This is a genomic window from Bordetella tumbae (assembly GCF_054780995.1).
Genome location: NZ_BAAGVG010000018.1, coordinates 1,085,271 through 1,108,476 on the forward strand (window position 1 = coordinate 1,085,271; position 23,206 = coordinate 1,108,476).

Below are 23,206 nucleotides of genomic sequence, written 5' to 3' on the forward strand. Positions count from 1 at the left end.
AAGCCCCCACGCCACGCCTTCGGCTTGCTGCCTCCCGAGGGGGCGCTTTTTGCCTTGGGGCGGCCCGGCGGTAAAAAAACCAGCGGTCGCCGAGCCGATCAGCAGCGCCGTCAAGCGGCCGCCAGCGGCCGGAAATGCTGAAAATCCCAACCGCGCCCGGGCGCGGCGTCAATCAGGGCGCGGGTGTAATCGTGTGTCGGCTGCGTGAGTACCGTTTCCGCCGCGCCCGTTTCCACGACTTGCCCGCGTTGCATGACCAGAATGGTGTCGCAGATTTGCGCCGCGACTCGCAGGTCGTGTGTAATGAACAGCACGCCCACGCCGGTGCGTTGGCGGATTTGTTCCAGCAGCCCTAATACTTGAGCCTGTACCGAGACATCCAATGCCGAGACAGCCTCGTCGGCAACGAGGACTTCGGGTTCCATCACCAAGGCGCGGGCGATGCAGATTCGTTGCCGTTGTCCGCCGGAAAACTGGTGGGGATAGCGATCCATGGCATCAGCATCGAGCCCGACGACGCGCAATGTGTCGACGGCCTTTGCGGTGGCTTGATCGCGTGGGGTGCCGAAATTCAGCAGGCCTTCGATAATGGATTCGCCAATTTTGCGGCGTGGATTCAGCGAACGATAGGGGTCCTGAAAAACGATTTGAATACGCTGGCGTACTGGTCTGAGCGCAGTGCCCGATAGCATGGCGATATCGTCGTTGCCCATCAATACTTTGCCTGTCGTGGGCTCGATCAAGCGCATGATGCAGCGCGCGACCGTGGACTTACCGGAACCCGATTCGCCCACGATGCCCAGGATCTCGCCTTTGCGCAGCACCAGATTGACGTCTTGGGCGGCAGGTACCTGGCGCAGGCCGCCGGACCAGAATGAACGTTTATCGACATAGGTGCGCCCGAGCCCCTGTACCCGCAATACCGGTTCGCCCGTCGGCGCATCGCGGCGCAGCGGGACCAGGCTGGGCACGGACGAGACCAAGCGCCGGGTATAGCTTTGTGCGGGGCGCGCCAGAATCTCGTCTCGTGTGCCGGATTCGATCAGGTCGCCTCGATTCATGACCACAATGCGGTCGGCGATTTCCGCGACCACGCCAAAATCATGCGTGATGAACAGGACCGCGGTCTGGTGTTCGGTCTGCAGTTCTTTGATCAGTGCCAGGATTTGTTTTTGCGTGGTGACATCCAGGGCAGTGGTCGGCTCGTCCGCAATCAGCAGGCGAGGTTCCAGAATGAGCGCCATTGCGATGACGATACGCTGGCGCTGACCGCCAGAGAGCTGGTGAGGATACGAGTCATAAATGCGCTCGACGTCTGGCAGATGTACCGAACGGAACATGCTCAGCACTTTCTCGCGCCGCTCGGCGCGTGATAGCCGGCGATGCAACCGCAGGACCTCATCGACCTGACGGCCTACGGTATGTACGGGATTGAGCGCGGTCATGGGTTCTTGAAACACCATGGCCATGCGGGTGGCGCGCATCTCGCGCAAACGCTGCGGTGTTGCGCTGAGGATGTCCTCGCCTTCGACGCGAATGGCGCCGCTGGGTTTGAGCGCGCCGGGCGGCAGCAACCCCATGACGGCCAATGAACTGACCGATTTGCCCGATCCTGACTCGCCCACCACGCAGACGGTTTCGCCTGCGCGCACGTCCAGGCTCAGATTACGTACGACCTGTTTGCCGGTTCCTGCAACCGTGACGGAGAGGTTGCGGATAGCCAGGACGGCGTCCGACGTGTCTCCGGCGGGGGGGTACGGGGAATAGGACATGAGGTTAGATCCTGCGCACCATTTTGGGATCGAGTGCGTCGCGCAAGGCATCGCCCAGGATATTGACGCTGAGCACGGTGAGCGACAGAAACAGGCCCGGGAACAGAATCAGGCCGGGCAGCATCCGAAAGTACATGCGTCCCTCGGACATGATGTTGCCCCAGGACGGAATTTCCGGCGGAATGCCTGCGCCCAGAAAACTGAGAATGGCCTCTGTCAGCATGGCCGAGGCGAATACGTAGGTGCCTTGTACGGTGAGCGGAGCGATCGTGCTGGGCACCATATGCCGCCACAACAGCAACGGCAATGGCGTTCCCAGAGCCAGGGCGGCCTCGACGTAGGGCTCGCCGCGTACGCTCAGGATCTGGCCACGCACGAGGCGTACGACGCGAGGAATTTCGGGGATGGTGACGGCGACCAGGACGGTAGTCAGACTGGCGCCCGTGACGGCGACCAACGAGATCGCCAGCAAGATTCCCGGGATCGCCATGATCGCGTCCATGACGCGCATGATGAATCCATCCAATCGACGGAACCAGCCTGCGAGCAGGCCGATGACCAAGCCCAGGGTGACACTGATGACGGCGGCGCCCAGGCCGGTGATGAGCGAGACGCGTGCGCCGTACACGATGCGAGACCAGAGATCGCGACCAAACGCGTCTGTCCCCAGCAGGGTTTCAGTAAAAGGCCGTTTGAGCCGCTGGCCAGGATCCAGGGCAGTCGGGTCGACTGTTCCTAGCCAAGGCGCCAATAGCGCGGCCGCGGTGATGATGAGCAGGATCGCCAGCGCCAGCAGCACAGGCCAGCTTTTGAATCCCTGCCGCACACGATGCCATGCCGTGGATCGCGGCGGTGCATCGGGTGCCTGAACGGCAGGGGCGGCGACGTTGGACGGGGTGGCCATGGTCAGTACCTGATGCGCGGGTCGAACAGCGTATAGGCGCAATCGACGACCAGATTGATGAACACATACACAAAGGCGAAGAACAGCGTCAGCCCTTGAATGACCGGATAGTCGCGCGCCAACACTGCCTCGACCACCAGGCGCCCCAGGCCAGGGATGTTGAATACGGATTCGGTGACGACGACTCCACTGATGAGCAAGGCGATGCCTACCCCGATCACCGTGGCGATGGGCACGGCCGCATTGCGCAAGGCATGTCCCAGCAATACACCGGTTTCCCCCAGGCCTTTGGCTCGTGCCGTGCGGATGAAATCCTCGCCCATGACCTCGATGACACTGGTACGTGTGATACGCGCAATCAGCGCGACATAGATCGTGGAAAGTGCCAGCGCGGGCAAAATCAAGCGGTGGAGAAAGGGCCAGAAGCCGCTGGATAACGGCGTATAGCCTTGCACCTTGAACCAATTCAGTTCGATCGCAAAGGCCCAGATCAAGAGATAGCCTGTCACGAAGACCGGTACGGAAAATCCCAATACGGAAAATCCCATGACCATGCGATCGAGCAAGCGGCCCTGTTTCCAGGCGGCCAGTATACCCAGCGGCAGCGACACGATCAGCGTGAATAGCAACGTCAGGACAGCGAGGCTGAGCGAGGGCTCCAGGCGTTGCCCGATCAACTGCCGTACAGGGACTCCAGACATCAACGAGGTGCCAAAATCGCCTTGTACAAGGCGGCCCGCCCATAGAAAAAACTGTTTGAACAGTGGCTGATCCAGCCCCATCACCTGGCGTATCTGCTCGATGCGTTCGGGTGTGGCCCCGTCGCCGGCCATGATGACCGCCGGATCGCCAGGGCTCAGACGCAAGATGGCAAAGACGACAACGGCCACCAGGATGAGTACTGGAATGGTGGCCAGCAATCGGCGCAGAATAAAAGCCAGCATGGCGGGGCTACCGGATCAAGGAGCTTTCTTGACGTTCCAGAACGCCATGATCGGGGCGTGCACCAGCCCGCTGAGTTTGACGGAGTATGCGGTGGGAACGGACATCTGACCCAGCGGCACATACAGACCCTCGTCGATGCCGATGCGTTGCACTTCGTCGGCGATTTTCTTTTGCTCGGCAGGATCTGAGGTCAAGGCGAATTTGGTGCGCAAGGCTTCGATTTGCGGGAAATCGGGCCAGCCGAACCAGGCACTGTCGCCATTGGCCGATGCGGGGGCGGAGCGCACCGGGTCCATGATGTCGGTGGCGTACCAGTTGGTGTTGTGGATATTCCAGCCGCCAGCATCCGGTGCGGCCTTTGATGCACGGCGCGTGGCGACGCTTTGCCAGTCCATGGCGGCCAGGTTCACATTAAAGCCGGCTTTGCGCAAAGCCTCTGCCATGACGACGGGTTGCGGGCTGAGGGTGCCGACGTCCGTCGCATGCATGACGAGGATAGGGGTATTGTCGTAACCGGCTTCTTTGAGCAGCGCCTTGGCTTTTTCGATGTTGGACGGTACGACAATGTCTTTGCCGATATCGCTTTCAAACGGCGTACCGCAACCCCAGAGCGACGCGCAGGTCTGGTAGTACTTTGGATTGCCGACCAGCGCTTTCATGACGTCTTCCTGGCCAATCGCGTACATGGCGGCCTGGCGGATTTTTTTATTGTTGAAAGGCGGGTATTTGAAGTTGAAGCGATACATCGTGAAATAACCCACCGGGCTGAGCGACTCGACTTTGAATTCGTCGTTGCCATCCAGCATGGGCAGCAGATCGTATGGGAACTGCTCGACGTAATCGAGCTCGCCGCCCAAGAGCGCATTCGCCGTGGTGAGCGCATCGGGCATGACGTCCCAGACGACTTTGTCGACGTTGACGACTTTGCCGCCGGCCAATCCGCTGGCGGGTTCTTTGCGCGGTACGTAGTCCGTGTTCTTGACGTAGACCGTTTTGACGCCGGGTTTGAATTCGGCCACCTTGAACGGGCCGGAGCCTGTCATGTCGGTGATGGGCTTGCCGATGGGCGTCTCGGCGATGCGCTTGGGCATCATGAACGCCGCGGTGCCGGTGGGTTTGGAGAGCGCGCGCAAGGCCAGGTCCGTGGGCTCGGTCATGACGATGCGAAAGGTGCTGTCATCGACCACGTCAATGCTGGAGACGAATTTCAGCAGCGTGCGGCCCATGCCGTCGCCGGCGGCCCAGCGTTTGATCGAGGCGACACAGTCTTCGGCTTTGACCGGCTGGCCGTCATGCCATTTCAGGCCGGGCCGCAGTGTCATGGTGTACGTCTTGCCGTCACTCGATACGTCCCACTTGTCCAGCATTTGCGGCTGGATTTTGTTGTTGGCGTCGGTAGCCAGCAAGGTGTCATAGATCATGTAACCATGCCACGTGGTGATGTATGCCGTGGTCGCATGAGGGTCGGTCAATCGCAGCGGGGAGTGCATGACCGCGCGAATGGCGGTTTCTGCATGAGCGCTTCCCATTGCCAAGAGCGCAGCACCGGCCAGGGCGGCCGCACGAACAAACTTCAACATGAAAATCCCCTTTTTCCGTTGTTGGGCGGACCAAGGCCGCCGCATGATCGGATACGCCGTGAAGACGGCGTATCCGATCAGAGTGTTGCCGCGCGGGCCGCAAAAGCGGGACCGCAAGGCGCCATTCTGATGCCATGGCGCAGCCGTGTCCATGGCTGCTGTGCTGCATCCATCAGCATCGATCCTGGCGCAGCGCATACCAGGATGGTCTGCGCAATCTGGGTGAAATCCGCCCGGAAATGGGCAGAGCTTTTCAGTACGAGGATGGCCTGGCGCGTAGGCTCGATGCCAGCAAAGCGGAACATTTCCTGATCCGCCATCTGGACTTTGTTGGACGCGACTACGATGCGTACGTCATTCAGGCGCAAGCAGGCACTGGGGCCGAGATCCATGTGAAAGCCGCGGTAAAACGCGCCGTGCGTGTCGAAACGGCCGTCGGATATTTTTTCGACGATGTAGTCGGCTTCGAGAGGTTCGTCGTCAGGAATGCCAGAATGTCCGCCCAGCGCGAGGCGCACGGTTTTGCCTTCGCCTGCGTGATGCGCAGCGAGCGCCGCTGCGGGATCCACGATCAGGCCGATGGCGGCATCGGTGGCGTTGTGACGTATCAGGGCGCGCAAAACGCCGGTGGTATCCGAGCTGCCGCCTGCGCCGGGGTTGTCCTGGACGTCGGCAATGATGATGGGGCGAAGGCTGGTGTGAGCCAGGGTAATGGCCATTTGCACGGCTTCGTCCGCGTTCAGTATTTTTCCGCCAAAGTCGGCTTCGGCGTTGAGAACCGCGCGTTCCATGGCGTCTGCCGCAGCGTCGGCGTCTGCCTGGGTGTCACCGTAGGCCCAGACCGTAGGGGCACATTCGGGAAAGTCTGCCGCTGGAAAGCCGGTGGCAAAGGACAAGCTGATCGAGGCGTCGCGAGACTCCAGATCCTCCAGCCGCTGATACAGGCTGTTCGAGGGTTCGATGTCGGTGGATTGCCAGCACAGTGATATCAAATAGGGGATGCTGCGCAGGGCGACGTAGGGGCGCGGCATGCCATGCAATCTGCGGTCGAGCAGTTGTGCTGCACGTTGGCCGGTCTCGGCCATGTCGATGTGCGGATAGGTGCGATAGCAGATCAGGCTGTCGGCGTGCGTGATCATGGCGCGTGTGACGTTGGCGTGCAGGTCCAGGCTCGCGACGATGGGAACGCTCGGGCCGACGAGTGCGCGTACGCGGCGCAGGAGTTCGCCTTCGCCATCGTCGAGATGTTCGGCCACCATGGCGCCGTGCAGGTCCAGATAGACGCCGTCCAGAGGGAGTGCTTGTTCCAGGCCGCTGAGGATCATGCCGCTGATGCGCTCGTAGGCGTCGCGGGTGACGTGTCCGGAGGGGCTGGCTGCGGCCCAGGTGGTGGGCAGGAGGGTGTAGGCGCGCATGGCATCGATGAAGCCTGCGATGGGGATGTTGGCGCCTGCGACGGCGTCAAACAGGGCTGGACCGGATACTAGTTTGGGCCAGCCGCCGCCTTTGTCGGCGAATTCTTCCCAGGTGGCGCGTGAAGGTGCAAAAGTGTTTGTTTCGTGCTGGAACCCGCCTATCCCGATACGCATCGGTACGATCCTTCTGTAGTGGGCGTGCGTTGGTGGTAGTTGACTATAAGGATTCTGCGGAAGATGCAAGGGATGGGCAATCAGGCTTTGCCCGGATGTATGAATGAGGCGCGCCTGTGAGGCGGGGTGTGCCTTTCAGTGGGGATGTTTGTTTTTGTAATTGGCGTTTGTTTTTAACGCGGGAGTTTGTTTTTGGCGATGGCGTTTGTTGATTTTTTGCGGTGATGCTTTTTGTGTTTGATGTGCCGGAGAGCGATCGTTTGTCTTTGACTCGTTGTTTGTTCTTTGGTCATCGGACAGCTCGTTCTTAACACGTCGGGGCTGGGGGATAAAGGCGAACGTCCCGGCTTATCTGATGTGAGTTTGTCGCCGCCCGGCGGGAGTCGCGGGCAGGCCTGTCGGAGGCTGCCGAGTCCGCAGAGGATTGGCGGGGGCAGTCCGGGGGCCATGTTTGAGCGAAGCGAGTTTGGCCCCCGGCCCGCCAATCCTCTGTGGACGAAGGCCGAACCCCCGTTCAGGGGGTGAGTCAGCCGACCAGGCCTGTCCGCGACTCCCGCCGGGCGGCGACAAACGCGTTAAGAACCCGATCCTTCCCTGCACTAAAGCTACCGAAAGATATCTACTGAGCTCTATTCAATCAGAGCCCGATTCGATTTATCAGGCAATGTTTTTCAGAGCATTGCCGATGTGTTGGAAGAGCTCTGCGATCTGGGCTTCCTCGATGATCAGCGGAGGCGACAGGGCAATGGTATCCCCGGTGTAGCGGACCATGAGGCCGCTGTCGAAGCATTTTTGGAATGCTTCGGCGGCGCGGGCGCCGGGGGCGCCTGCACGGGGAGCGAGTTCGATGCCCGTGACCAGGCCAATGTTGCGCACGTCGATGACGTGAGGGGCGTCTTTCAGACTGTGGGCGGCAGCTTCGAAGGCGGGGGAGAGCTCGCGGGCACGGGTGAAGAGTTTGTCGCGCTGGTAGAGGTCCAGCGTGGCCAGGATCGCTGCCGCGGCCAAGGGGTGGGCCGAGTAGGTGTAGCCATGGAAAAACTCGATGCCGCCCTGTACGCCGTTGACGATGGCGTCGTGGACGTCGCGTTTGACGGCGACAGCGCCCGCGGGGACCGCCGCGTTGCTGATGCCTTTGGCCATGGTGATCAGGTCGGGGGTGACACCGAAATACTCGCTGGCGGTGGCGGCGCCCAGGCGGCCAAAGCCGGTGATGACTTCGTCAAAGATCAGCAGGATGCCGTATTTGGCGGTGATGGCGCGCAGGCGTTCCAGGTAGCCTTTGGGGGGAACCAGGACGCCGGTGGAGCCGGCCATGGGCTCGACGATGACGGCGGCGATGGTGGATGGGTCATGCAGGGCGACGATGCGTTCGAGATCGTCGGCCAGGTATTCACCCCAGGCGGGCTGGCCTTTCGAGAAGGCATTTTTCTCCAGGTTGTGGGTGTGCGGCAGGTGATCGACTGCGGGCAACAGGGCGCCGGAGAAGGTCTTGCGGTTGGGCGAGATGCCGCCGACGGAGATGCCGCCGAATCCCACGCCGTGGTAGCCGCGCTCACGGCCGATCAGGCGTGTGCGTTGGCCTTCGCCGCGCGCGCGGTGGTAGGCCAAGGCGATTTTCAGTGCGGTGTCGACTGATTCGGAGCCGGAGTTGGTAAAGAAGATGCGATCCAGGCCCTGCGGCATGAGTCCGGCAACGGCCGATGCGGCTTCGAAGGCCAAGGGGTGCCCCAGCTGGAAACCGGGCGCGTAGTCCATCTCGGCGGCTTGGCTGGCGATGGCTTGCACGATTTCTTCGCGGCAGTGGCCGGCATTGACGCACCACAGGCCGGAGGTGCCGTCCAGGATCTGGCGGCCGTCAACCGAGGTGTAGTACATGCCCTTGGCACTGGCCAACAGGCGCGGCTGGCTTTTGAATTGCCGATTGGCGGTGAAGGGCATCCACAGATGGGACAGGTCGGGCAAATCGGTGGGGGCGTTCATGATGCAAGCTCCAGGTGAAACTGCGCGAAGGCCGCTGGTACGCAGCAGGATGGCACCATTCTGATCGCGCCGGGACGGGATGAAAATATACAATTGGTGCAAAACTTGCGAACTGTACTGGCCCCAATTCTATAACTGTATTGATATGTTCGATTTTCAGCCCGTTCGTACACGTAACCAGGCGCCGACTCTGGTGGACCAGGTGGTCGACGCCTACGTCAGCGCTATCCGAGACCAGACGCTGCGTTCGGGCATGCCTGTGCCGTCCGTACGCGATTTTGCCCGGACCTATCAACTCAGCACGTTTACGGTGGCGGGCGCCTATAGCCGGTTGGTGGCGCAAGGGTGGTTGGTCGCGCGGCCCGGCGCCGGTTATCGCGTTGCCCCTCGGCCTAAAGCGGATGCAGAGGCAATGCCCACGTCATGGCAGCCGCCACGGCTGAATGCGGGCTGGCTGCTCTCGGATATTTATGCGGATCATTCCATTCCGATCAAGTCGGGCGGGGGATGGTTGCCGGGCGAATGGTTGAACGAAGATGGTCTGCATCAGGCATTGCGGCATCTGGGGCGTGTGCCGGCTTTGCGTATTGCGGGTTATGGACATCCGTACGGCTATGCGCCTCTACGCGAGATGGTGGCGGCCGGTCTGGCTGCGCATGGTCTGGATGTGGCGATGGATCAGGTGGTGCTGACGCAGGGCGTGGCGCATGGTCTGGATGTGGTGATTCGTACCTTGTTGCGGCCGGGAGATACGGTACTGGTCGAGCAGCCCTGCTATGCCAACCTGTTGCCGTTATTGCGTCTGGCGGGGCTGCGGATCGTCAGTGTGCCGCGCACCTCGGAGGGACTGGATTGCGAGGCGTTGACTCGGATGGCCGAGGCGCATCGTCCGCGGGCGTTGTTCGTCAACACGGTACTGCAAAATCCGTCCGGTGCCGTGATGACCATGGCGAATGCGTTCCGGGTGCTGCAGGCCGCGCAACAGCATAATCTCTGGATTATCGAGGACGATATCTCACGCGAGTTGATGTCTGGTGCCGCCCCGTTATTGGCGGCGCTGGACGGCGCGCAACGCGTGGTGTATCTCGGTGGCTATTCCAAAGTCATCAGCCCGTCGGTCCGCGTCGGCTACATCGCTGCGCATCGGGATTTGATCCGTGACATCGCGCGCACCAAGATGGCGGTGGGGCTGACCTCGCCAGAGATCATGGAGCGTGTCGTGCACCAGGTGATCCGCGAGGGGCGTTATCGCGCGCATATCGTGCGCACGCGAGAACGTCTGGCTCAGGCTCATGCCCAGGTCACGCAACAGATGGATGAACTGGGTATGCAGGTGTGGGCGCGGCCGCAGGCCGGGCTGTTTCTATGGGCTCGCTTGTCCGATGCCAGCGCGCACACCGGCGCAAACGCCTTGGCCGAGTTGGCGCTGAAAGACGGTATCTGGTTGGCGCCGGGTTCTTATTTCGACCCGGACGAAGCGGATATCCCCTGGATACGCTTTAACGTTGCGTATTCGCAGGGCCCGCAGTTATGGCGATTCTTGCAGCGCGTGCAGGCTGGCGAGCGCTGACAGAGGGCGTGGTCTGCGATTACACTCAGGGCGACTGCGGCATTGGCGCAAGATGACATGCGCCTTTGGATTCAGTGACGGCTGCAATGGTCGCCCGGCGCTCGTGCGTCATCGTCCCGATGACGATCAGGTCCGGCGCTCGTACACGACAAAATCGTACGCGTAGCCGTTCTCGGCGGGCTGCGGTTCACGCGATAGTTCTTGCCATTGCTCAGCGGGCAATGCAGGAAAAAACGCATCGCCCTCAACCATGGCATGCACTTCGGTGGCGATCAACCGTTGCGCGATCGGCAGGGCTTGTTCATAAATCTGTGCGCCGCCGATGACGTACGCATCGGCTACCTCGCCACAGGCCTGAACGGCGGCTTGCAGGGTGGGCACGACGACGGCGCCGGGCGCGGCATATTCCGTATTACGGCTCACGACCACGTTCGTGCGTCCCGGCAACGGCCGTCCCAATGATTCCCACGTCTTGCGGCCCATGATAATCGGGCTGCCCAGTGTGGTCCGTTTGAAATGCGCCAGATCGCCTGGCAGTTTCCAGGGCAGCGCATTGTCGCGGCCGATCACGCGATTATCAGAATAGGCGACGACGAGGGTCAGGCGAGGCAAGGCGGACATGGCAGTAATGATGAGTTATGGCGAGGGCTCATCGGTGGCGCCGTGCATGAGCAAGCCCGCCTGATGAGCGATGTCTTGAGCACAGCGGGTCAGGCGAGGCAGCGCCTCTAGCAGGTCTGGACCATCCCGGCGCTTTAGTGTTGCCACCGTCAGCGCGGCTTGAGTCTGAGAATGGGGCGTGCCGACAGGCACACCGAGGTCCAGGCCGCCGACGAATTTTTCGCCATCTGCGTACTCGTATCCGCGATCGCGAATAAGCTCCAATTGTGCCAGGAACTGACGGCGTCCGGCAGAAGGCATGCTGACAAAGTCAGCGCGCTGGTTCAACAGGGTATCGCGTTCGGTTACCGGTAAATGGGCCAGCAGCACGCGTCCCGAGGTGGTCAATACCGGGGAATGCAGTGACCCGGCCTCGACCGACAAGCGAAAGGGTTGCGGGCTTTGTTCCTGGGCCAGCACCATGACCTGGCCCCGGTGCAGCACACAGAGGTGACACGACTCGCCTATGGTGTCGGCTAATTCGCGCATCAAGGGCTGCGCCGTCTGCAAGAGCTTGTCATGCGGCGAATGCGCGCGGCTGAGTTCGAACAGTTTCAGTGTCAGGCTGTAGCCGCCGTTGACGGGATCGCGCCGCAGGTAGCCGCGTGATTCCAGGCAGGTCAGCATGCGAAAAATCTCGCCTGGCTGCCGCCCCAGCGCTCGTGCAATTTGCGATTGAGTCAAGGGCACTGCCCGGTCGGACAGGTGCTCGAGCACATCCAACGCTTTTTCTACCGCTGGGACGGAATACTTGTTTTTTTTGTTGTCGTCCGGTGGGGGGGAGGCTGTTTTGGGCATAAAGGCGGGGCGGGACGGTGGATTGCGCGAATCTTAACGCGTTCTCCGTTCAACCAAATGCAAGTGATCGCACACCAGGACCACTTCGTCGTGTTGGTTGATCATGGTGACGGTCTCGGTCACGATGCCATGTTCGGTTCGCTTGGGGTGATCGCGCTTGTCTGTAATCTGCACACGAGCATAAATGGTATCGCCAATAAAGACCGGCTTCACAAATCGCAGGCGGTCATACCCATACGACATTGCGCGCGGGTTGACCTGACCCGCGGTTAGGCCGATGCCTACGCTGAAAATCAGCGTGCCATGGGCGATACGTTGTTTGAACGGCTGTGTCGCACACCATGCTGCGTCCATGTGATGGGGGAAAAAATCCCCCGTCTGCCCGGCGTGCAGCACGATATCGGTTTCGGTAATGGTGCGGCCCTGGGTGCGCCGCTCGCTGCCGATGGCGTAGTCTTCGAAATAAATGTCCTGGCTCATATCGATCTCCGGGAGGTCATTGCGCCGATGGCAGGCCAAAAGCGGTGACGATGTCTTGGGTGTGCGCGCCCAGTCTCGGGGCGCCGCGAGTGTGCCGCAAGGGCTTGCCATCGATACGGATCGGGCAGCGCGTTGTGCGCATGCGCGCGCCGCTGTCGCTGGTGATTTCCTGCACCATGTCCAGGACCGTAAAGCCGGGGTGCGCGACCAGTTCGGGCCATGTCAGGACGTCTGCGCACCAGATGCCCGCAGGTTCCAATCGCTCCAGCCAATACGCCGTGCTTTGCGTACGCAGATGTTCGGCCAAGAGGCGCTTGAAATCGTCCCGTCGGCTGAACCACGTGTCGCGTGCCGCCGCTGCGGCGATGCGCAGCGGCTCGCATTCCAGCAACGTCCCAAGGCGATCCAGGGCGCCCATGGCCAGCGCCAGATGCCCATCCGATGTCGCATAGATACCGTACGGGGCAGCGGCATGCACATTGGCGTGGCTGACTGCACTGCGACGAGGTTGTTGACCGGACGGATCGTTCAAGAACGCAGTGAACGGTTCGAATTGCAGGTCCAGTGCGGACTCCAATAGACTGGCCTCGACCAGTGCGCCTCGTCCGTGAACGGCGCGGCGCAACAAGGCCGCCAGGATGCCTTGCGCCAGATGGGCGCCGGTCAGGATATCTACGACCGAGACGCCGGCGGGTGTCGGCGGATCTGCGTCGTTGCCTGCCAGCCAGGCGAGGCCGGAGAGCGACTGCACTAATAGATCCTGGCCAGGTTTGTCTTGCCAAGGTCCTTCGGCGCCATATCCCGTGATGCTGGCGTAGACCAGGCGCGGGTTGACCGCCGAGGCCGAGGCGTAATCCAACCCGACGCGTTCCATGACGCCAGGCCGGAAATTATGAATCATCACATCGGCCTGACGTACCAGGGCGATCACGCGCGCGAGATCGTCTGGATCTTTCAGGTCCGCGGCAAAGCTGCGCTTGTTGCGGTTGATGGTGTGGAACAGCGCGCTGTCGCCATCGTGCGTCTGGTCTGCTACGACCAAGCTACGGCAGGCATCGCCGCCTTGCGGGCGTTCGATCTTGATGACGTCGGCTCCCAGGTCGGCGAGTCGCATCGCACACGAGGGGCCAGCCAGATACTGGCTGAAATCCAGAACCACGAGCCCCGTCAGGGGAAGATCGTGTGCCTCCATGTTTCCTCTATGTGTCGTTGGTAATTTTTGTTTGTTGAAAAATATTAAGTTTATATATAAACGTAGTCAATCCGGTGTGATGCAATTAATTTGCTTGACTGGCAAAATTTTGCCGGCTTAGAATTTTGCATATAAACAATAAATTAATATTTGAATAAATATGCCTCAGAGGCAAACAAGGAGACAAACCATGAAAATCCGCCATCTGGCGCTGGCCGCAGTGCTTTGCCTGGGAGCGTTCGGCTCTGCCGCCGCGCAAACGGTGCGTTTTGCGACCTCGCAGGTCAACCCGAACGAACCGGTCGTGAAAACGATGAAAGCCTTTGCGCAACGGGTAGAGGAGCGCTCCGGGGGCAAGCTGAAATTGCCTTTGTTCACGGGCGACCAGTTGGGCGCTCAAAAGAAAGTGAACGAGATGCTCAAGAGCGGCGCACGCATTGTGAACGTGACCGATTACGGCCAGCTCAGCCAGTTCGTGCCGGACTTGGGCATTCTGGCCGGGCCATACATGTACAGCAATCTGGACGAGGCCAATCGTCTGTTCGCGTCTGACGTCTTTGCCGAACTGTCGGGCAAACTCGAAGCGCAGGGCATCAAGCTGATCATGGCTGATGGCCTGTTTGGCTACCGTCACGTGATTGCCAACAAAGCCGTACGCAAACCGGCCGACATGCAGGGTATGACCATTCGTGTGCCGCCATCGCCCATCATGCTGGAGACATTCACCGCGTTGGGTGCGCGGCCCACGGACCTGCCGTGGAGCGAGGTTTACAACGCCTTGCAGACCGGGGTCGTGGATGCGGCGGAAGCCAACTTCGGTTCTCTGGCAGGATCCAAGCTGTACGAGGTGCGCAAGGTCGTCTCCATGACCAGTCACCAGATCATGTTCGCTGCGTTTGCCACCAGCACGCAGTTTTTCAATAGTCTGTCGCCGGATCTGCAGACCATCTTGCTGGAGGAAGGCAAGCGCGCTGGCCAGGAGCTGACAAAAGCGACCCTGGAGTCGGACGCCGCCTATGCAGAAGAACTAAAGCGCCACGGCGTAGAGATCGTCACCGATGTCGACGTAAAGGCTTTTGCTGAGAAAGCGCGCACCGCCTATGGAAATATCAAGGGATTGACGCCCGGTATGGTGGATCGCGTACGCGCGGCCATGGCCAACTGAGGGGCATTGCCGTGAGTGAAGCCGATATCGCAGAGGACGAAGGCCCGCTGTTCAGCCTGCGTCGCCTGGATGAACTGATTGCCGTATGTTGTCTGCTGGCCATCGTATTCGCTATCGCGTGGGGTGTCGTGACACGCTATGTGTTGCCTCAACCTGCGTCGTGGACCTTTGAGGTCGCCGTGATGGCGTTTGCCTGGATGGTGTTTTTCGGCGCCGCTGCCGGTGTGCGGCGTCGTATGCACGCGGATATCGATGTGTTGACTGCGTGCTTTTCGCTACCAGTGCGACGCGTGATCGCCATCTGCAATTGGGTATTGTTGGCTGCGTTTTTTGCGGCCATGACTGCCTTGTTCGCGCTGCAAGCCGTACTGGCGCATGGCATCTTGACGGTCGCCCTCAGTTTGCCGCGCTCGGTGGTGTATGCGCCGTTGGCGATTGCTTCGGCCATGATGTTGCTGCAGCACGTCTTGCTGCGTCCGTGGCGTCATGGATGGATGGCTTCACAACAACATGCCGAGGTGCCGCTATGACCTGGATGCATTTATGGCTGCCGTCAATCCTGATGCTGGTGCTGCTGTTCATGCAGACGCCCATTACATGGAGTATGGCCATTGCGGCATTGAGCTTTTTCCTGCTCAATATGGACACCATGCCCTTGGCCAATTTCGCCCAGGAAATGGCGGCAGGGACGGAGTCGGTGTCATTGCTGGCGTTGCCCTTGTTTGTGCTGGCCGGATGCATCATGAACGCATCGGGGATCACACGGCGCCTGATGAATGTGGCTGAAGTGCTGGTGGGGCACATGACTGGCGCGCTGGCACAGATGTGTACGGTGCTCGGGACATTGCTGGGCGGCCTGACCGCGTCGGCGAATGCGGATGCCGCCATGCTGGCCAAAACCATCGGCAATCAAATGGCGCAGCGTGGCTATAGCCGTGCGTTTGCCGCGGTGATTACCTCGTCCGCCGCCATCATCACGGCGTTGATTCCGCCATCTATCGGTTTGATCATCTACGGATTCTTGTCCGAGACCTCGATCGGCAGATTGTTTGCCGCGGGTGTCGTGCCCGGCCTGTTGTTGGCCGTCGGCCTGATGCTGACAACGCATGTCGTGGCCCGGCGGCGTGGCTACACCGCGCAACGTGCGACGAGAGCCAGCGCGGGCGAGATATCCAAGGCCGTCATCGATGGATTATGGGCCTTGTCGATTCCCGTCGTGATTTTTGCCGGGACCCGGTATGGTCTATTTACCACCACCGAGTCGGGCGCCATCGTAGTGCTATACGTGCTGCTGGTTGCGGTGCTGGGCTATCGGGAAATCCGTATGCGGGACTTGCCTGGCGTGTTGGCCGAGTCCGCGCGCGATGCTAGCTCTGTGATGATGATGATCTGCGCCGCCTCGGCGTTCGGCTTTTATCTCACGTGGGAACAAGTGCCGCAGTCGATGTCCTCGTGGCTGGCGGGGGCGACGTCTGATCCCCTCACCATGCTGCTGTTGATCAACGTGACCTTGATTCTGCTGGGCACGGCCATCGAAGGCTCTGCCGCGTTGATCATCTTGACGCCGATGCTGCTGCCCATCATCGACCACTCACAGATCGACAAGGTGCATTTTGGCATTGTCATGATCACCAATTTGACCATCGCAGGCATCACGCCGCCTGTCGGCGGACTGATGTATATCTCGTCGCAGGTCTTGCGTGTCCGAATGGGCGAATACGCCCGTGAGGTCTTGCCTTACCTGGCCATGATGATGTTGCTGCTCGTGCTGCTGTCGGCCTTTCCCGGCATTACGTTGTGGCTGCCGGATTTGATCTATGGCGGTGTTGCCGTCCAGTAACCCTTGATTGTTGATAATGATGCTCACCCTACATGGCATGACCTGGGATCATCCGCGTGGCTATGACCCGCTTGTGGCTTGCGCCCAGCAATGGAAAGCGCAGACCCAGGTCGATATCGTCTGGCATCGCCGGTCCTTGCAAGACTTCGAGTCCTATCCCGTTCAGGAGTTGGCCCGCCAGTTCGATCTCATCGTGATCGATCATCCTCACGTCGGACAGATCACGCAGGAACATTGTCTGGCACCGTTGGACGAGCCTCAGCGTCAGGCCGATCTAAACGCCATTGCGCGTGACGCGGTGGGCGCATCGCTGCAAAGCTATCAATGGGATGGACGTATCTGGGCGCTGCCTATTGATGCCGCCACACAAGTCCAGGCCTGGATTCCGGGGCGTCTGGAACAACCTCTGCGTGACTGGGACGACGTGATTGCTCTCGCTGAGCAAGGTGCAGTCGCCTGCCCGTTGCGCCCGCCGCATTCCCTGATGGTGTTGTATACCTTGTCCGCCCATCTGGGCGGACTGACTCGTGTCACAGGGCCCGAGTTGTTCAGCGGCGATGCGCCGCACGAAGCCTATGAGCGACTACGCGAGTTGGCAGCGCTGGTGCCCGCCGATAACTTCGGCATGGACCCCATTGCCGTATTCGAAGAGGCGGCGCTACCGCAGTCTCGCGTGGCGTGCGTCCCCCTGATTTATGGCTACGTGAATTACGCGATCGAGGGATTCCGTGCACAGCGCATCGCTTTTGCCGATATGCCTGTGATAGCAGGGCGAGCGCCGCGAGGTTCGGCGTTGGGCGGGACTGGCATTGCCGTGTCGGCCATGCGCGAGCATGCTGTGCACGCGGCCGATTTCGCCTATTGGGTGGCAGGGGAATCCACGCAGCGGACCTTGTATACCGCGGCAGGAGGACAGGCAGGACATGGCCGGGCGTGGGAAGACCCCGCGGTCAATGCCGCGACAGCAGATTTTTATCGCGCCACGCGGGCGACGCTGAATGGCGCGTGGGTGCGGCCGCGGCACAACGGCTATATGGCATTTCAACATGCGGCTTCCCTGCGTTTGAACCAGGCTTTGGCAGCCGGCGAGACGTCTGCCAGTTTGCTGCATGATCTCAATCGTTTGTTTCGCGATAGTCTGGCGGTGTCCGCATGATGCAGGCGACGGTTACGGGCCAGCCACCCTTGAACGGCTTGCTGGTGCTCGACTTGAGCCAGTTTTTGTCTGGGCCGTCCGCTGCCTTGCGGCTCGGGGATTTAGGCGCGCGCGTCATCAAAGTCGAACGTCCCGAGGGGGGTGATATCTGCCGTCATTTGTACTTGAGCGATACCGATCTGGGCGGCGACTCGACCTTGTTTCACGCCATCAATCGCAATAAGGAAAGCTTCGCTGCCGATCTGAAAGACGCAGGCGATCTGGCGTACGTGCGTGAACTGATTCGCCATGCGGATGTGTTGATCCAGAATTTCCGACCCGGCGTCATTGAGCGGCTGGGGCTGGGGTATGACGAGGTCCGCCAAATCAATCCGCGTCTGATTTATGCTGGAATCTCGGGTTATGGAGAGAACGGCCCGTGGGTGGGATTGCCGGGGCAGGACCTGCTGGCGCAAGCCGTGTCGGGAGCCATGTGGTTGACGGGAAATCGCGATGACGGCCCCGTGCCGTTTGGGTTATCCGTGGCCGACATGCTGGCAGGGCATGCGCTCGTCGAAGGCATTCTGGCCAGCCTGGTACGGCGCTCGATAACGGGCGAAGGCGCATGGGTGCAGACCAGCCTGCTCGAGGCGCTGATCGACTTTCAGTTCGAGGTCCTCACGACGCATTTGAACGACGGCGGCCGTTTGCCGCGGCGATCGGCTGCATTCAACGGCCATGCCTATTTGGCTGCGCCGTACGGGGTCTACCCCACGCGGGATGGCTACCTGGCAGTGGCGATGATGCCGTTGGCGCAGTTGCGCGACAGTTTGCCGTTGCCCGGGCTGCAGGCTTACTGTGACGATGCGTCGGCCGGCTTTGAGCATCGCGACGTCATCAAGCAGTTGATTGCCGATTGCCTGGCTCAACGCGATACCGCGCATTGGTTGACTGTGCTGCAGAAGGCGGGCATCTGGTGTGCCGAAGTCTACGATTGGCCCAAGCTGCTGCAAAGCGAAGCCATGCGTCGTCTGGATATGCTCCAGGTGGTATCGCGTGACGCTACGCACATCACAACGACGTGCAGCCCTGTCCGCATCGACGGCCGCCGGTCGAGCACGGCACGGGCCGCGCCCCATATCGGCCAGCACACGGCGGCCATTTGCAATGAGTTCGGCCTCAGACCGCCATCGGCGCCGTCAGGGCAGGATGGTGCTCGTAGCCTTCCAGGACAAAATCCGTAGGCTCGACTTGTTCCAGCCATTGCGGTTCATATTTCCCGGTCACTGCGTAATCGGGGATGCGATCCGACAGCACCAGTTGCGGCGCGGCGTAGGGCTCGCGCGTCAATTGTTCGCGCAGCATCGGCAGATGGCTTTCGTAGATATGCGCATCGCCGATGAAATACGAGAACCAGCGCGGCTTGTAGCCCGTCAGGCGGCCGACCAGGTGCAATAGCGCCGCGCCCTCGGTCAGGTTGAACGGGGTGCCCAGGCCCACGTCGTTGGATCGGATATACAAGCACAGCGAGATTTCCCGCGTGCTGGCATTCGGCAGGAATTGATACAGCAGATGGCACGGCGGCAGCGCCATTTCCTCGATCTGCGCCCAGTTCCAGCCATGGAACAGGATGCGGCGATCCTGTGGGTTGTTCTGAATCGTGTCCAGGCATTGACGCAGTTGGTCCACTGCTTTGTACAACAGGACATGAGGCACCCCGTCTTCGTCGGGTTCGGCGACCTGGCGGTAGCCGCGGCCTAGCGCGTCCTGAATCTGCGCGGTGTTTGCGCGAGGCAGCAGTTTGTACGCAGGCCAGCGGCGCCATTGGACGCCATAGACCGGACCCAGGTCATCGGGGCCTTCACGATAGGGGTTGGCCAGCCAATTGGCGTTTTCATTGGCGTTCTGGTCCCAGACCTTGCAGCCCAACGCCCGGAAATCGGCCGCGCTACGTGCGCCGCGCATGAAACCTACCAGTTCGCCGATGGCGGATTTGAACGCCAGCTTTTTGGTGGTCACGGCGGGAAAGCCCTGTTGCAGGTCAAAACGCAGCGCCGCACCGGGTAGCGAAAGCGTCCGTATGCCCGTGCGGTTTTCCTGCCACGCACCGTGGTCGAGAATGGATTGAATGAGCGAAAGGTATTGTTTCATGGCGATCTGCCCGCCGATGCGGGCGTGATGGCGAGGCGGCATTCAAAAACGCGCAGCTGCCTCAAATTGCTTGAGCCCTCTCGGGGCAGCCGGACAACGTCCGGCCCTGGGAACTGCTTTACGCGGCCTGTGTTTCCTGCGTGTCGGCAATATCTACCGAGAACGTTAGCTCTGCCGTTTTTTCCAGCATGGCGGACGCCGAGCAATATTTCTCGTGCGACAGTTGCACGGCGCGCTTGACTGCGGCACGGGGCAGGTTCTTGCCCGTGACGGTGAAGGCGAAATGAATCCGGGTGAAGACCTTGGGGTCCGTTTCCGCACGGTCGGCGGAGAGCTTGACGCTGCAGCCGGTGACCGCGTGGCGGCCGCGCTTGAGGATCAACACGACATCGTATGCTGTACACCCGCCGGTGCCAGCCAGCAGCAACTCCATCGGGCGCGGCGCCAGATTGTTGCCGCCGCCTTCGACGGCGCCATCCATGGTGGCGATGTGACCGCTGCCCGTCTGGGCCACGAACAGCATGCCGTCCGGGCCGCCCCAGTTGATCGTGCAATCCATGAGAAGAATTCCTTGTGCGTGATTCGCGAACAAAGGTTGATGATAACCGCTACGTGGGTAGGCGCGGGGGCGTGCGGCAGGGGTAATGGCGCCGTCCGTATCCCGGTAATCTTGTGTCGCTCGCAGGGGCTTTCAGCGATCTGGGACTGTCGTACATCATGCGGGCAATGGCAGGGTGCCGTTCACCAGGAACGTATCGATCGAAAACGTCGTGACGACGGCCTCGCCGGCTCGTTTGAACGTGATCTTGTCTGCCGTGGTCTCGCACAACCACGATTGCAGGTCATGTGGGTGTTTACTGGCGAAGGCGCGAGGAGTGAACAGGGCTACGCAGAGGCCCTTGTGCTGCGCACGTGCCGAAGGGTATTGAAACGCCTCGATCCCAGCCGTGCGCATGGCAGACCCCAGTTCCTGGCAAGGCAGGTAGTCGCGCGGGTGTGTCAATTGACTGTGGTGGTCGCCAAACGCGGCATCCTGCAGCCGGACCCCGTATTTCGTGGCATAGCGCGCTGAGAATAGAGTGTGTTCGGTGTGCATGGTGGGCTTGGCCGGCGGGGCGTCCATGGAAAACCAGAACACAAAGCGGTAATAGGCCGATTCGGCCAAGGTGGTCTGCAGGTCGGCGCCGCCGTAAAACAGATTGGGTTCGTGCACGCGCCCATAGCGCGAGCCCCATTTGAGAGGGGGATAGCGAAAGGGCGTACGCAGCAGGTAATGCAGATCGGTGCCGTCCGTCAGGCCCGGTGGCTTGACCGATTCGAGGAGGTCTTCTAATAGGGCTTGTTCTTCGAGGGTGTCGACAAAGCTCAGCGTCGCGATTTGCTCCTGGCTTTCGACGAGACGCAACACGACACCGGACATTGGCGCGACATGTTGCGGGCCTTGGCAGGCTTCCCATAGGTTGGGGTTCATTAAATCTTGCCCCGGATGGCGTCTACGAACTGCAATACCGTAATCAAGCCCTGAATGCTGCGGACCTGCTGAGCGGGAATACCGCCCGTGACAGTGTTGGGGGTTTGCATGAAGTGGCGCATCCATTCGGGGTCACCGCCCGTCAGCGCGAATAGCGAACGGGCCAGTCGCACCAGCAGCAGTGCCAACTCGCCTTGTTTCGAGGATGGATCCAGCGCCGGTGTGTGTTTCAGGCGGCTGATGGCGGTACGGTGCACGCCCAGCACCGCAGCCAGATCGGCCTGGTTCAGGCCGATCTGGCGAGCGGCGTTCAGCACGGCCTTGGCCAGAACGGCGTCAGCAGAGAGGACGGGCTTGGGCAGGGCAGTCATGATGGGCGGCCTGAAATGTTCATATTGCACAAATTGTAGGTAAAAAGTTGGTTTTGCACAATTTCTCGAAGGTCCGAGGCTTCCAGTAAAGCTGCATTGGTCTGGCAATTCCGTACAATTCCTCAGGGAGAACCCTGCCATGGCAGGCGGAGTGTCCATTCAGGAGCTTGTTTTATGTCTGTAGCCCCCACGCTTTCCGGTTTTGCGCCATTTTCACGCCGTCGCGGTCCGCTTGATGCCTTGTTCGGCGAGGTGGACAGGGCTCTGAGGGTGTTGACCGGAGCGGCGACGGCGTCGCGTCCTAATCCCGCTGAGGCTCCCGAACCGGAGCCTGCGCTGACCGAGCAGGAAAAACGCCATGCGGCGGGGTTGATGCGTGTCAATCATGTCGGCGAGGTGTGCGCACAGGCGCTTTATCGTGGCCAGGCTGCGGTCTGCCGTGACGAGCCCGCACGGAAATTGTTGCTCGAAGCTGCTGTCGAGGAGGTCGACCATCTGGTCTGGTGCTCTCAGCGGCTCGAGGAGCTGGGCAGCCGCCCCAGTCTGCTTAATCCCATGTGGTATGCCGGCTCGTTCACATTAGGCGTGCTGGCCAGTTATGCGGGCGTGCCGCGCAATCTGGGTTTCATGGCAGAGACCGAGCGTCAGGTCGAAGAGCATCTCGATGGCCACCTGATGACCTTGCCCGAGACCGATCAGCGTTCGCGCCAGATCGTGAGCAAGATGAAGGACGACGAGGCCAAGCACCGCTCGAGCGCCGAGAATGCCGGCGGGGTCCCTTTGCCGGCGCCGGTGAGAGGGGTGATGCGAGCCATGTCGCGGGTGATGACGACGACTGCGTATCGGATTTGAAGTCCGGCGACGGTTGGTGCGTTGCACAAGAAAATCCTCATATGGATATGAATTACCTCAACGTGTCCCACATAAGTAGTTGAAAACTATAGGGTAAGCCCGCAAGGGTTTACCCTTTTAGCTAAAATCGCGTTTGATGCATGTGCTTGTTGCGGTGCGGCTTTCCGGTGAGGTGATGTGGTTTTGCAACACTCGATGGCGATCAAAAACCCAGTTCAAAAAATATCTTGCATCGCACAAAACGATGCGCTAATATTCATTCATGGATGTTGAAAACGCAGCGGCGCGGTGAATAACCCCGATGCGTAGCGGTCGAACCTGATGCAGTGTTCACCCCAACATGCCCCGGTTGTCTCCTCCACCCTCCTCCTTTGGTGGATTTAGCCCGAGATCGCAAGATCTCGGGCTTTTTTTTAACCTGAATTAATGTGTCCCCAATTTCAAAGGGGGCAGGCTGCTATTCGATATCAAATTCATTTGAACCGCCTCAACACGGGTGGTCTGCGTGGTGTGGCAACACGCTCCTGAATTTGTTCTGGCGTCTGCCAATTTCTTTGTCTCTCTTAGTCTAGGGATAGCATTACAATCCGTTGAAACGGTGTGTGTAATGTGTACCTGCGCCAATGGCGCCGTTACGTTTTGTGGGGGTGCCTTGCACTTGTTTATGCCCTGCATACAAGAGCGTTACACGCACTGTAGATAATGATGTGTTTCCGGGCATTCCGCCCAATCCGCTTTTTTGCCGCCG

Annotated in this window: 21 protein-coding genes; 7 read left to right on the forward strand and 14 right to left on the reverse strand. The window is 60.4% G+C overall.

The window, feature by feature from the left end:
- Positions 1-110: 110 nt before the first annotated feature.
- The 6 genes from ACYVI2_RS19880 to aptA all read right to left on the reverse strand — a co-directional run bounded on the left by ACYVI2_RS19880 (position 111) and on the right by aptA (position 8,773).
- Positions 111-1,772 (reverse strand): ABC transporter ATP-binding protein, encoded by a 1,662-nt coding sequence (locus tag ACYVI2_RS19880; RefSeq protein ID WP_415818289.1) that lies wholly within the window; start codon positions 1,770-1,772, stop codon positions 111-113.
- A gap of 4 nt (positions 1,773-1,776) precedes the next feature.
- Entirely contained in the window at positions 1,777-2,676 is a 900-nt protein-coding gene (locus ACYVI2_RS19885; protein ID WP_415818287.1) for an ABC transporter permease, read from the reverse strand.
- A gap of 2 nt (positions 2,677-2,678) precedes the next feature.
- Positions 2,679-3,620, reverse strand: coding sequence for an ABC transporter permease (locus ACYVI2_RS19890; protein ID WP_415818285.1), 942 nt, complete (start codon positions 3,618-3,620; stop codon positions 2,679-2,681).
- 15 nt (positions 3,621-3,635) lie between these two features.
- Complete coding sequence (locus ACYVI2_RS19895; protein WP_415818283.1) at positions 3,636-5,201, reverse strand: ABC transporter substrate-binding protein; 1,566 nt, start codon at positions 5,199-5,201, stop codon at positions 3,636-3,638.
- 77 nt (positions 5,202-5,278) lie between these two features.
- Positions 5,279-6,790, reverse strand: coding sequence for a M81 family metallopeptidase (locus ACYVI2_RS19900; RefSeq protein WP_415818281.1), 1,512 nt, complete (start codon positions 6,788-6,790; stop codon positions 5,279-5,281).
- A gap of 657 nt (positions 6,791-7,447) precedes the next feature.
- The gene (aptA, locus tag ACYVI2_RS19905; protein WP_415818279.1) at positions 7,448-8,773 is read right to left on the reverse strand and encodes an omega-aminotransferase AptA; all 1,326 of its coding nucleotides are present in this window, start codon (positions 8,771-8,773) and stop codon (positions 7,448-7,450) included.
- 145 nt (positions 8,774-8,918) lie between these two features.
- On the opposite strand from aptA, the gene ACYVI2_RS19910 reads away from it, so the two are divergent.
- A complete protein-coding gene (locus ACYVI2_RS19910; protein ID WP_415818277.1) occupies positions 8,919-10,343 on the forward strand; it encodes an aminotransferase-like domain-containing protein in 1,425 nt (474 codons plus the stop codon).
- Between the two features lie 126 nt (positions 10,344-10,469).
- Here the strand turns inward: ACYVI2_RS19910 and ACYVI2_RS19915 are convergent, their stop codons facing one another.
- Genes ACYVI2_RS19915 through ACYVI2_RS19930 form a run of 4 tightly spaced genes read right to left on the reverse strand, consistent with a single transcriptional unit; the run spans position 10,470 to position 13,473 of the window.
- Entirely contained in the window at positions 10,470-10,964 is a 495-nt protein-coding gene (locus ACYVI2_RS19915; protein WP_415818275.1) for a dihydrofolate reductase, read from the reverse strand.
- 15 nt (positions 10,965-10,979) lie between these two features.
- The gene (locus ACYVI2_RS19920) at positions 10,980-11,801 is read right to left on the reverse strand and encodes an IclR family transcriptional regulator (protein WP_415818273.1); all 822 of its coding nucleotides are present in this window, start codon (positions 11,799-11,801) and stop codon (positions 10,980-10,982) included.
- A gap of 33 nt (positions 11,802-11,834) precedes the next feature.
- The gene (locus ACYVI2_RS19925; protein ID WP_415818271.1) at positions 11,835-12,281 is read right to left on the reverse strand and encodes a MaoC family dehydratase; all 447 of its coding nucleotides are present in this window, start codon (positions 12,279-12,281) and stop codon (positions 11,835-11,837) included.
- A gap of 16 nt (positions 12,282-12,297) precedes the next feature.
- The gene (locus ACYVI2_RS19930) at positions 12,298-13,473 is read right to left on the reverse strand and encodes a CaiB/BaiF CoA transferase family protein (RefSeq protein ID WP_415818269.1); all 1,176 of its coding nucleotides are present in this window, start codon (positions 13,471-13,473) and stop codon (positions 12,298-12,300) included.
- A gap of 190 nt (positions 13,474-13,663) precedes the next feature.
- Between ACYVI2_RS19930 and ACYVI2_RS19935 the strand changes: the two genes are divergently transcribed.
- The 5 genes from ACYVI2_RS19935 to ACYVI2_RS19955 are packed head-to-tail and all read left to right on the forward strand — an operon-like array spanning position 13,664 to position 18,857.
- Entirely contained in the window at positions 13,664-14,638 is a 975-nt protein-coding gene (locus ACYVI2_RS19935) for a C4-dicarboxylate TRAP transporter substrate-binding protein (protein WP_415818267.1), read from the forward strand.
- Positions 14,639-14,649: 11 nt separating this feature from the next.
- Positions 14,650-15,168 carry a TRAP transporter small permease gene (locus tag ACYVI2_RS19940; RefSeq protein WP_415818265.1) on the forward strand — a complete coding sequence of 173 codons (519 nt, stop codon included), beginning with the start codon at positions 14,650-14,652 and terminating at the stop codon, positions 15,166-15,168.
- A complete protein-coding gene (locus ACYVI2_RS19945) occupies positions 15,165-16,478 on the forward strand; it encodes a TRAP transporter large permease (RefSeq protein WP_415818263.1) in 1,314 nt (437 codons plus the stop codon). Before ACYVI2_RS19940 ends, ACYVI2_RS19945 begins: the two co-directional genes overlap by 4 nt.
- 16 nt (positions 16,479-16,494) lie before the next feature.
- Positions 16,495-17,634 carry an extracellular solute-binding protein gene (locus ACYVI2_RS19950; protein WP_415818262.1) on the forward strand — a complete coding sequence of 380 codons (1,140 nt, stop codon included), beginning with the start codon at positions 16,495-16,497 and terminating at the stop codon, positions 17,632-17,634.
- Positions 17,631-18,857 (forward strand): CaiB/BaiF CoA transferase family protein, encoded by a 1,227-nt coding sequence (locus tag ACYVI2_RS19955; protein ID WP_415818260.1) that lies wholly within the window; start codon positions 17,631-17,633, stop codon positions 18,855-18,857. Before ACYVI2_RS19950 ends, ACYVI2_RS19955 begins: the two co-directional genes overlap by 4 nt.
- On the opposite strand, the gene ACYVI2_RS19960 is transcribed toward ACYVI2_RS19955, so the two are convergent.
- The 4 genes from ACYVI2_RS19960 to ACYVI2_RS19975 all read right to left on the reverse strand — a co-directional run bounded on the left by ACYVI2_RS19960 (position 18,793) and on the right by ACYVI2_RS19975 (position 21,606).
- On the reverse strand, positions 18,793-19,764 hold the full coding sequence (locus tag ACYVI2_RS19960; RefSeq protein WP_415818258.1) for a thymidylate synthase: 972 nt from the start codon (positions 19,762-19,764) through the stop codon (positions 18,793-18,795). The two genes, ACYVI2_RS19955 and ACYVI2_RS19960, sit on opposite strands and share 65 nt — an antisense overlap.
- Before the next feature lie 118 nt (positions 19,765-19,882).
- On the reverse strand, positions 19,883-20,323 hold the full coding sequence (locus ACYVI2_RS19965; protein ID WP_415818256.1) for an OsmC family protein: 441 nt from the start codon (positions 20,321-20,323) through the stop codon (positions 19,883-19,885).
- A gap of 156 nt (positions 20,324-20,479) precedes the next feature.
- Positions 20,480-21,235, reverse strand: coding sequence for an RES family NAD+ phosphorylase (locus ACYVI2_RS19970; RefSeq protein WP_415818254.1), 756 nt, complete (start codon positions 21,233-21,235; stop codon positions 20,480-20,482).
- Positions 21,235-21,606: an MbcA/ParS/Xre antitoxin family protein gene (locus ACYVI2_RS19975; protein ID WP_415818252.1), complete on the reverse strand. Its 372-nt coding sequence runs from the start codon at positions 21,604-21,606 to the stop codon at positions 21,235-21,237. Before ACYVI2_RS19975 ends, ACYVI2_RS19970 begins: the two co-directional genes overlap by 1 nt.
- Positions 21,607-21,780: 174 nt before the next feature.
- Between ACYVI2_RS19975 and coq7 the strand changes: the two genes are divergently transcribed.
- Positions 21,781-22,458, forward strand: coding sequence for a 2-polyprenyl-3-methyl-6-methoxy-1,4-benzoquinone monooxygenase (gene coq7 / locus ACYVI2_RS19980; protein ID WP_415818250.1), 678 nt, complete (start codon positions 21,781-21,783; stop codon positions 22,456-22,458).
- The last annotated feature ends 748 nt before the right edge of the window (positions 22,459-23,206 follow it).

Bases quoted from the DNA above. Each gene is read 5' to 3' on its own strand.
- ACYVI2_RS19880 (WP_415818289.1), bottom strand. From the start codon at position 1,772: ATGTCCTATTCCCCGTACCCCCCCGCCGGAGACACGTCGGACGCCGTC.
- ACYVI2_RS19885 (WP_415818287.1), bottom strand. From the start codon at position 2,676: ATGGCCACCCCGTCCAACGTCGCCGCCCCTGCCGTTCAGGCACCCGAT.
- ACYVI2_RS19890 (WP_415818285.1), bottom strand. From the start codon at position 3,620: ATGCTGGCTTTTATTCTGCGCCGATTGCTGGCCACCATTCCAGTACTC.
- ACYVI2_RS19895 (WP_415818283.1), bottom strand. From the start codon at position 5,201: ATGTTGAAGTTTGTTCGTGCGGCCGCCCTGGCCGGTGCTGCGCTCTTG.
- ACYVI2_RS19900 (WP_415818281.1), bottom strand. From the start codon at position 6,790: ATGCGTATCGGGATAGGCGGGTTCCAGCACGAAACAAACACTTTTGCA.
- aptA (WP_415818279.1), bottom strand. From the start codon at position 8,773: ATGAACGCCCCCACCGATTTGCCCGACCTGTCCCATCTGTGGATGCCC.
- ACYVI2_RS19910 (WP_415818277.1), top strand. From the start codon at position 8,919: ATGTTCGATTTTCAGCCCGTTCGTACACGTAACCAGGCGCCGACTCTG.
- ACYVI2_RS19915 (WP_415818275.1), bottom strand. From the start codon at position 10,964: ATGTCCGCCTTGCCTCGCCTGACCCTCGTCGTCGCCTATTCTGATAAT.
- ACYVI2_RS19920 (WP_415818273.1), bottom strand. From the start codon at position 11,801: ATGCCCAAAACAGCCTCCCCCCCACCGGACGACAACAAAAAAAACAAG.
- ACYVI2_RS19925 (WP_415818271.1), bottom strand. From the start codon at position 12,281: ATGAGCCAGGACATTTATTTCGAAGACTACGCCATCGGCAGCGAGCGG.
- ACYVI2_RS19930 (WP_415818269.1), bottom strand. From the start codon at position 13,473: ATGGAGGCACACGATCTTCCCCTGACGGGGCTCGTGGTTCTGGATTTC.
- ACYVI2_RS19935 (WP_415818267.1), top strand. From the start codon at position 13,664: ATGAAAATCCGCCATCTGGCGCTGGCCGCAGTGCTTTGCCTGGGAGCG.
- ACYVI2_RS19945 (WP_415818263.1), top strand. From the start codon at position 15,165: ATGACCTGGATGCATTTATGGCTGCCGTCAATCCTGATGCTGGTGCTG.
- ACYVI2_RS19950 (WP_415818262.1), top strand. From the start codon at position 16,495: ATGATGCTCACCCTACATGGCATGACCTGGGATCATCCGCGTGGCTAT.
- ACYVI2_RS19955 (WP_415818260.1), top strand. From the start codon at position 17,631: ATGATGCAGGCGACGGTTACGGGCCAGCCACCCTTGAACGGCTTGCTG.
- ACYVI2_RS19960 (WP_415818258.1), bottom strand. From the start codon at position 19,764: ATGAAACAATACCTTTCGCTCATTCAATCCATTCTCGACCACGGTGCG.
- ACYVI2_RS19965 (WP_415818256.1), bottom strand. From the start codon at position 20,323: ATGGATTGCACGATCAACTGGGGCGGCCCGGACGGCATGCTGTTCGTG.
- ACYVI2_RS19970 (WP_415818254.1), bottom strand. From the start codon at position 21,235: ATGAACCCCAACCTATGGGAAGCCTGCCAAGGCCCGCAACATGTCGCG.
- ACYVI2_RS19975 (WP_415818252.1), bottom strand. From the start codon at position 21,606: ATGACTGCCCTGCCCAAGCCCGTCCTCTCTGCTGACGCCGTTCTGGCC.
- coq7 (WP_415818250.1), top strand. From the start codon at position 21,781: ATGTCTGTAGCCCCCACGCTTTCCGGTTTTGCGCCATTTTCACGCCGT.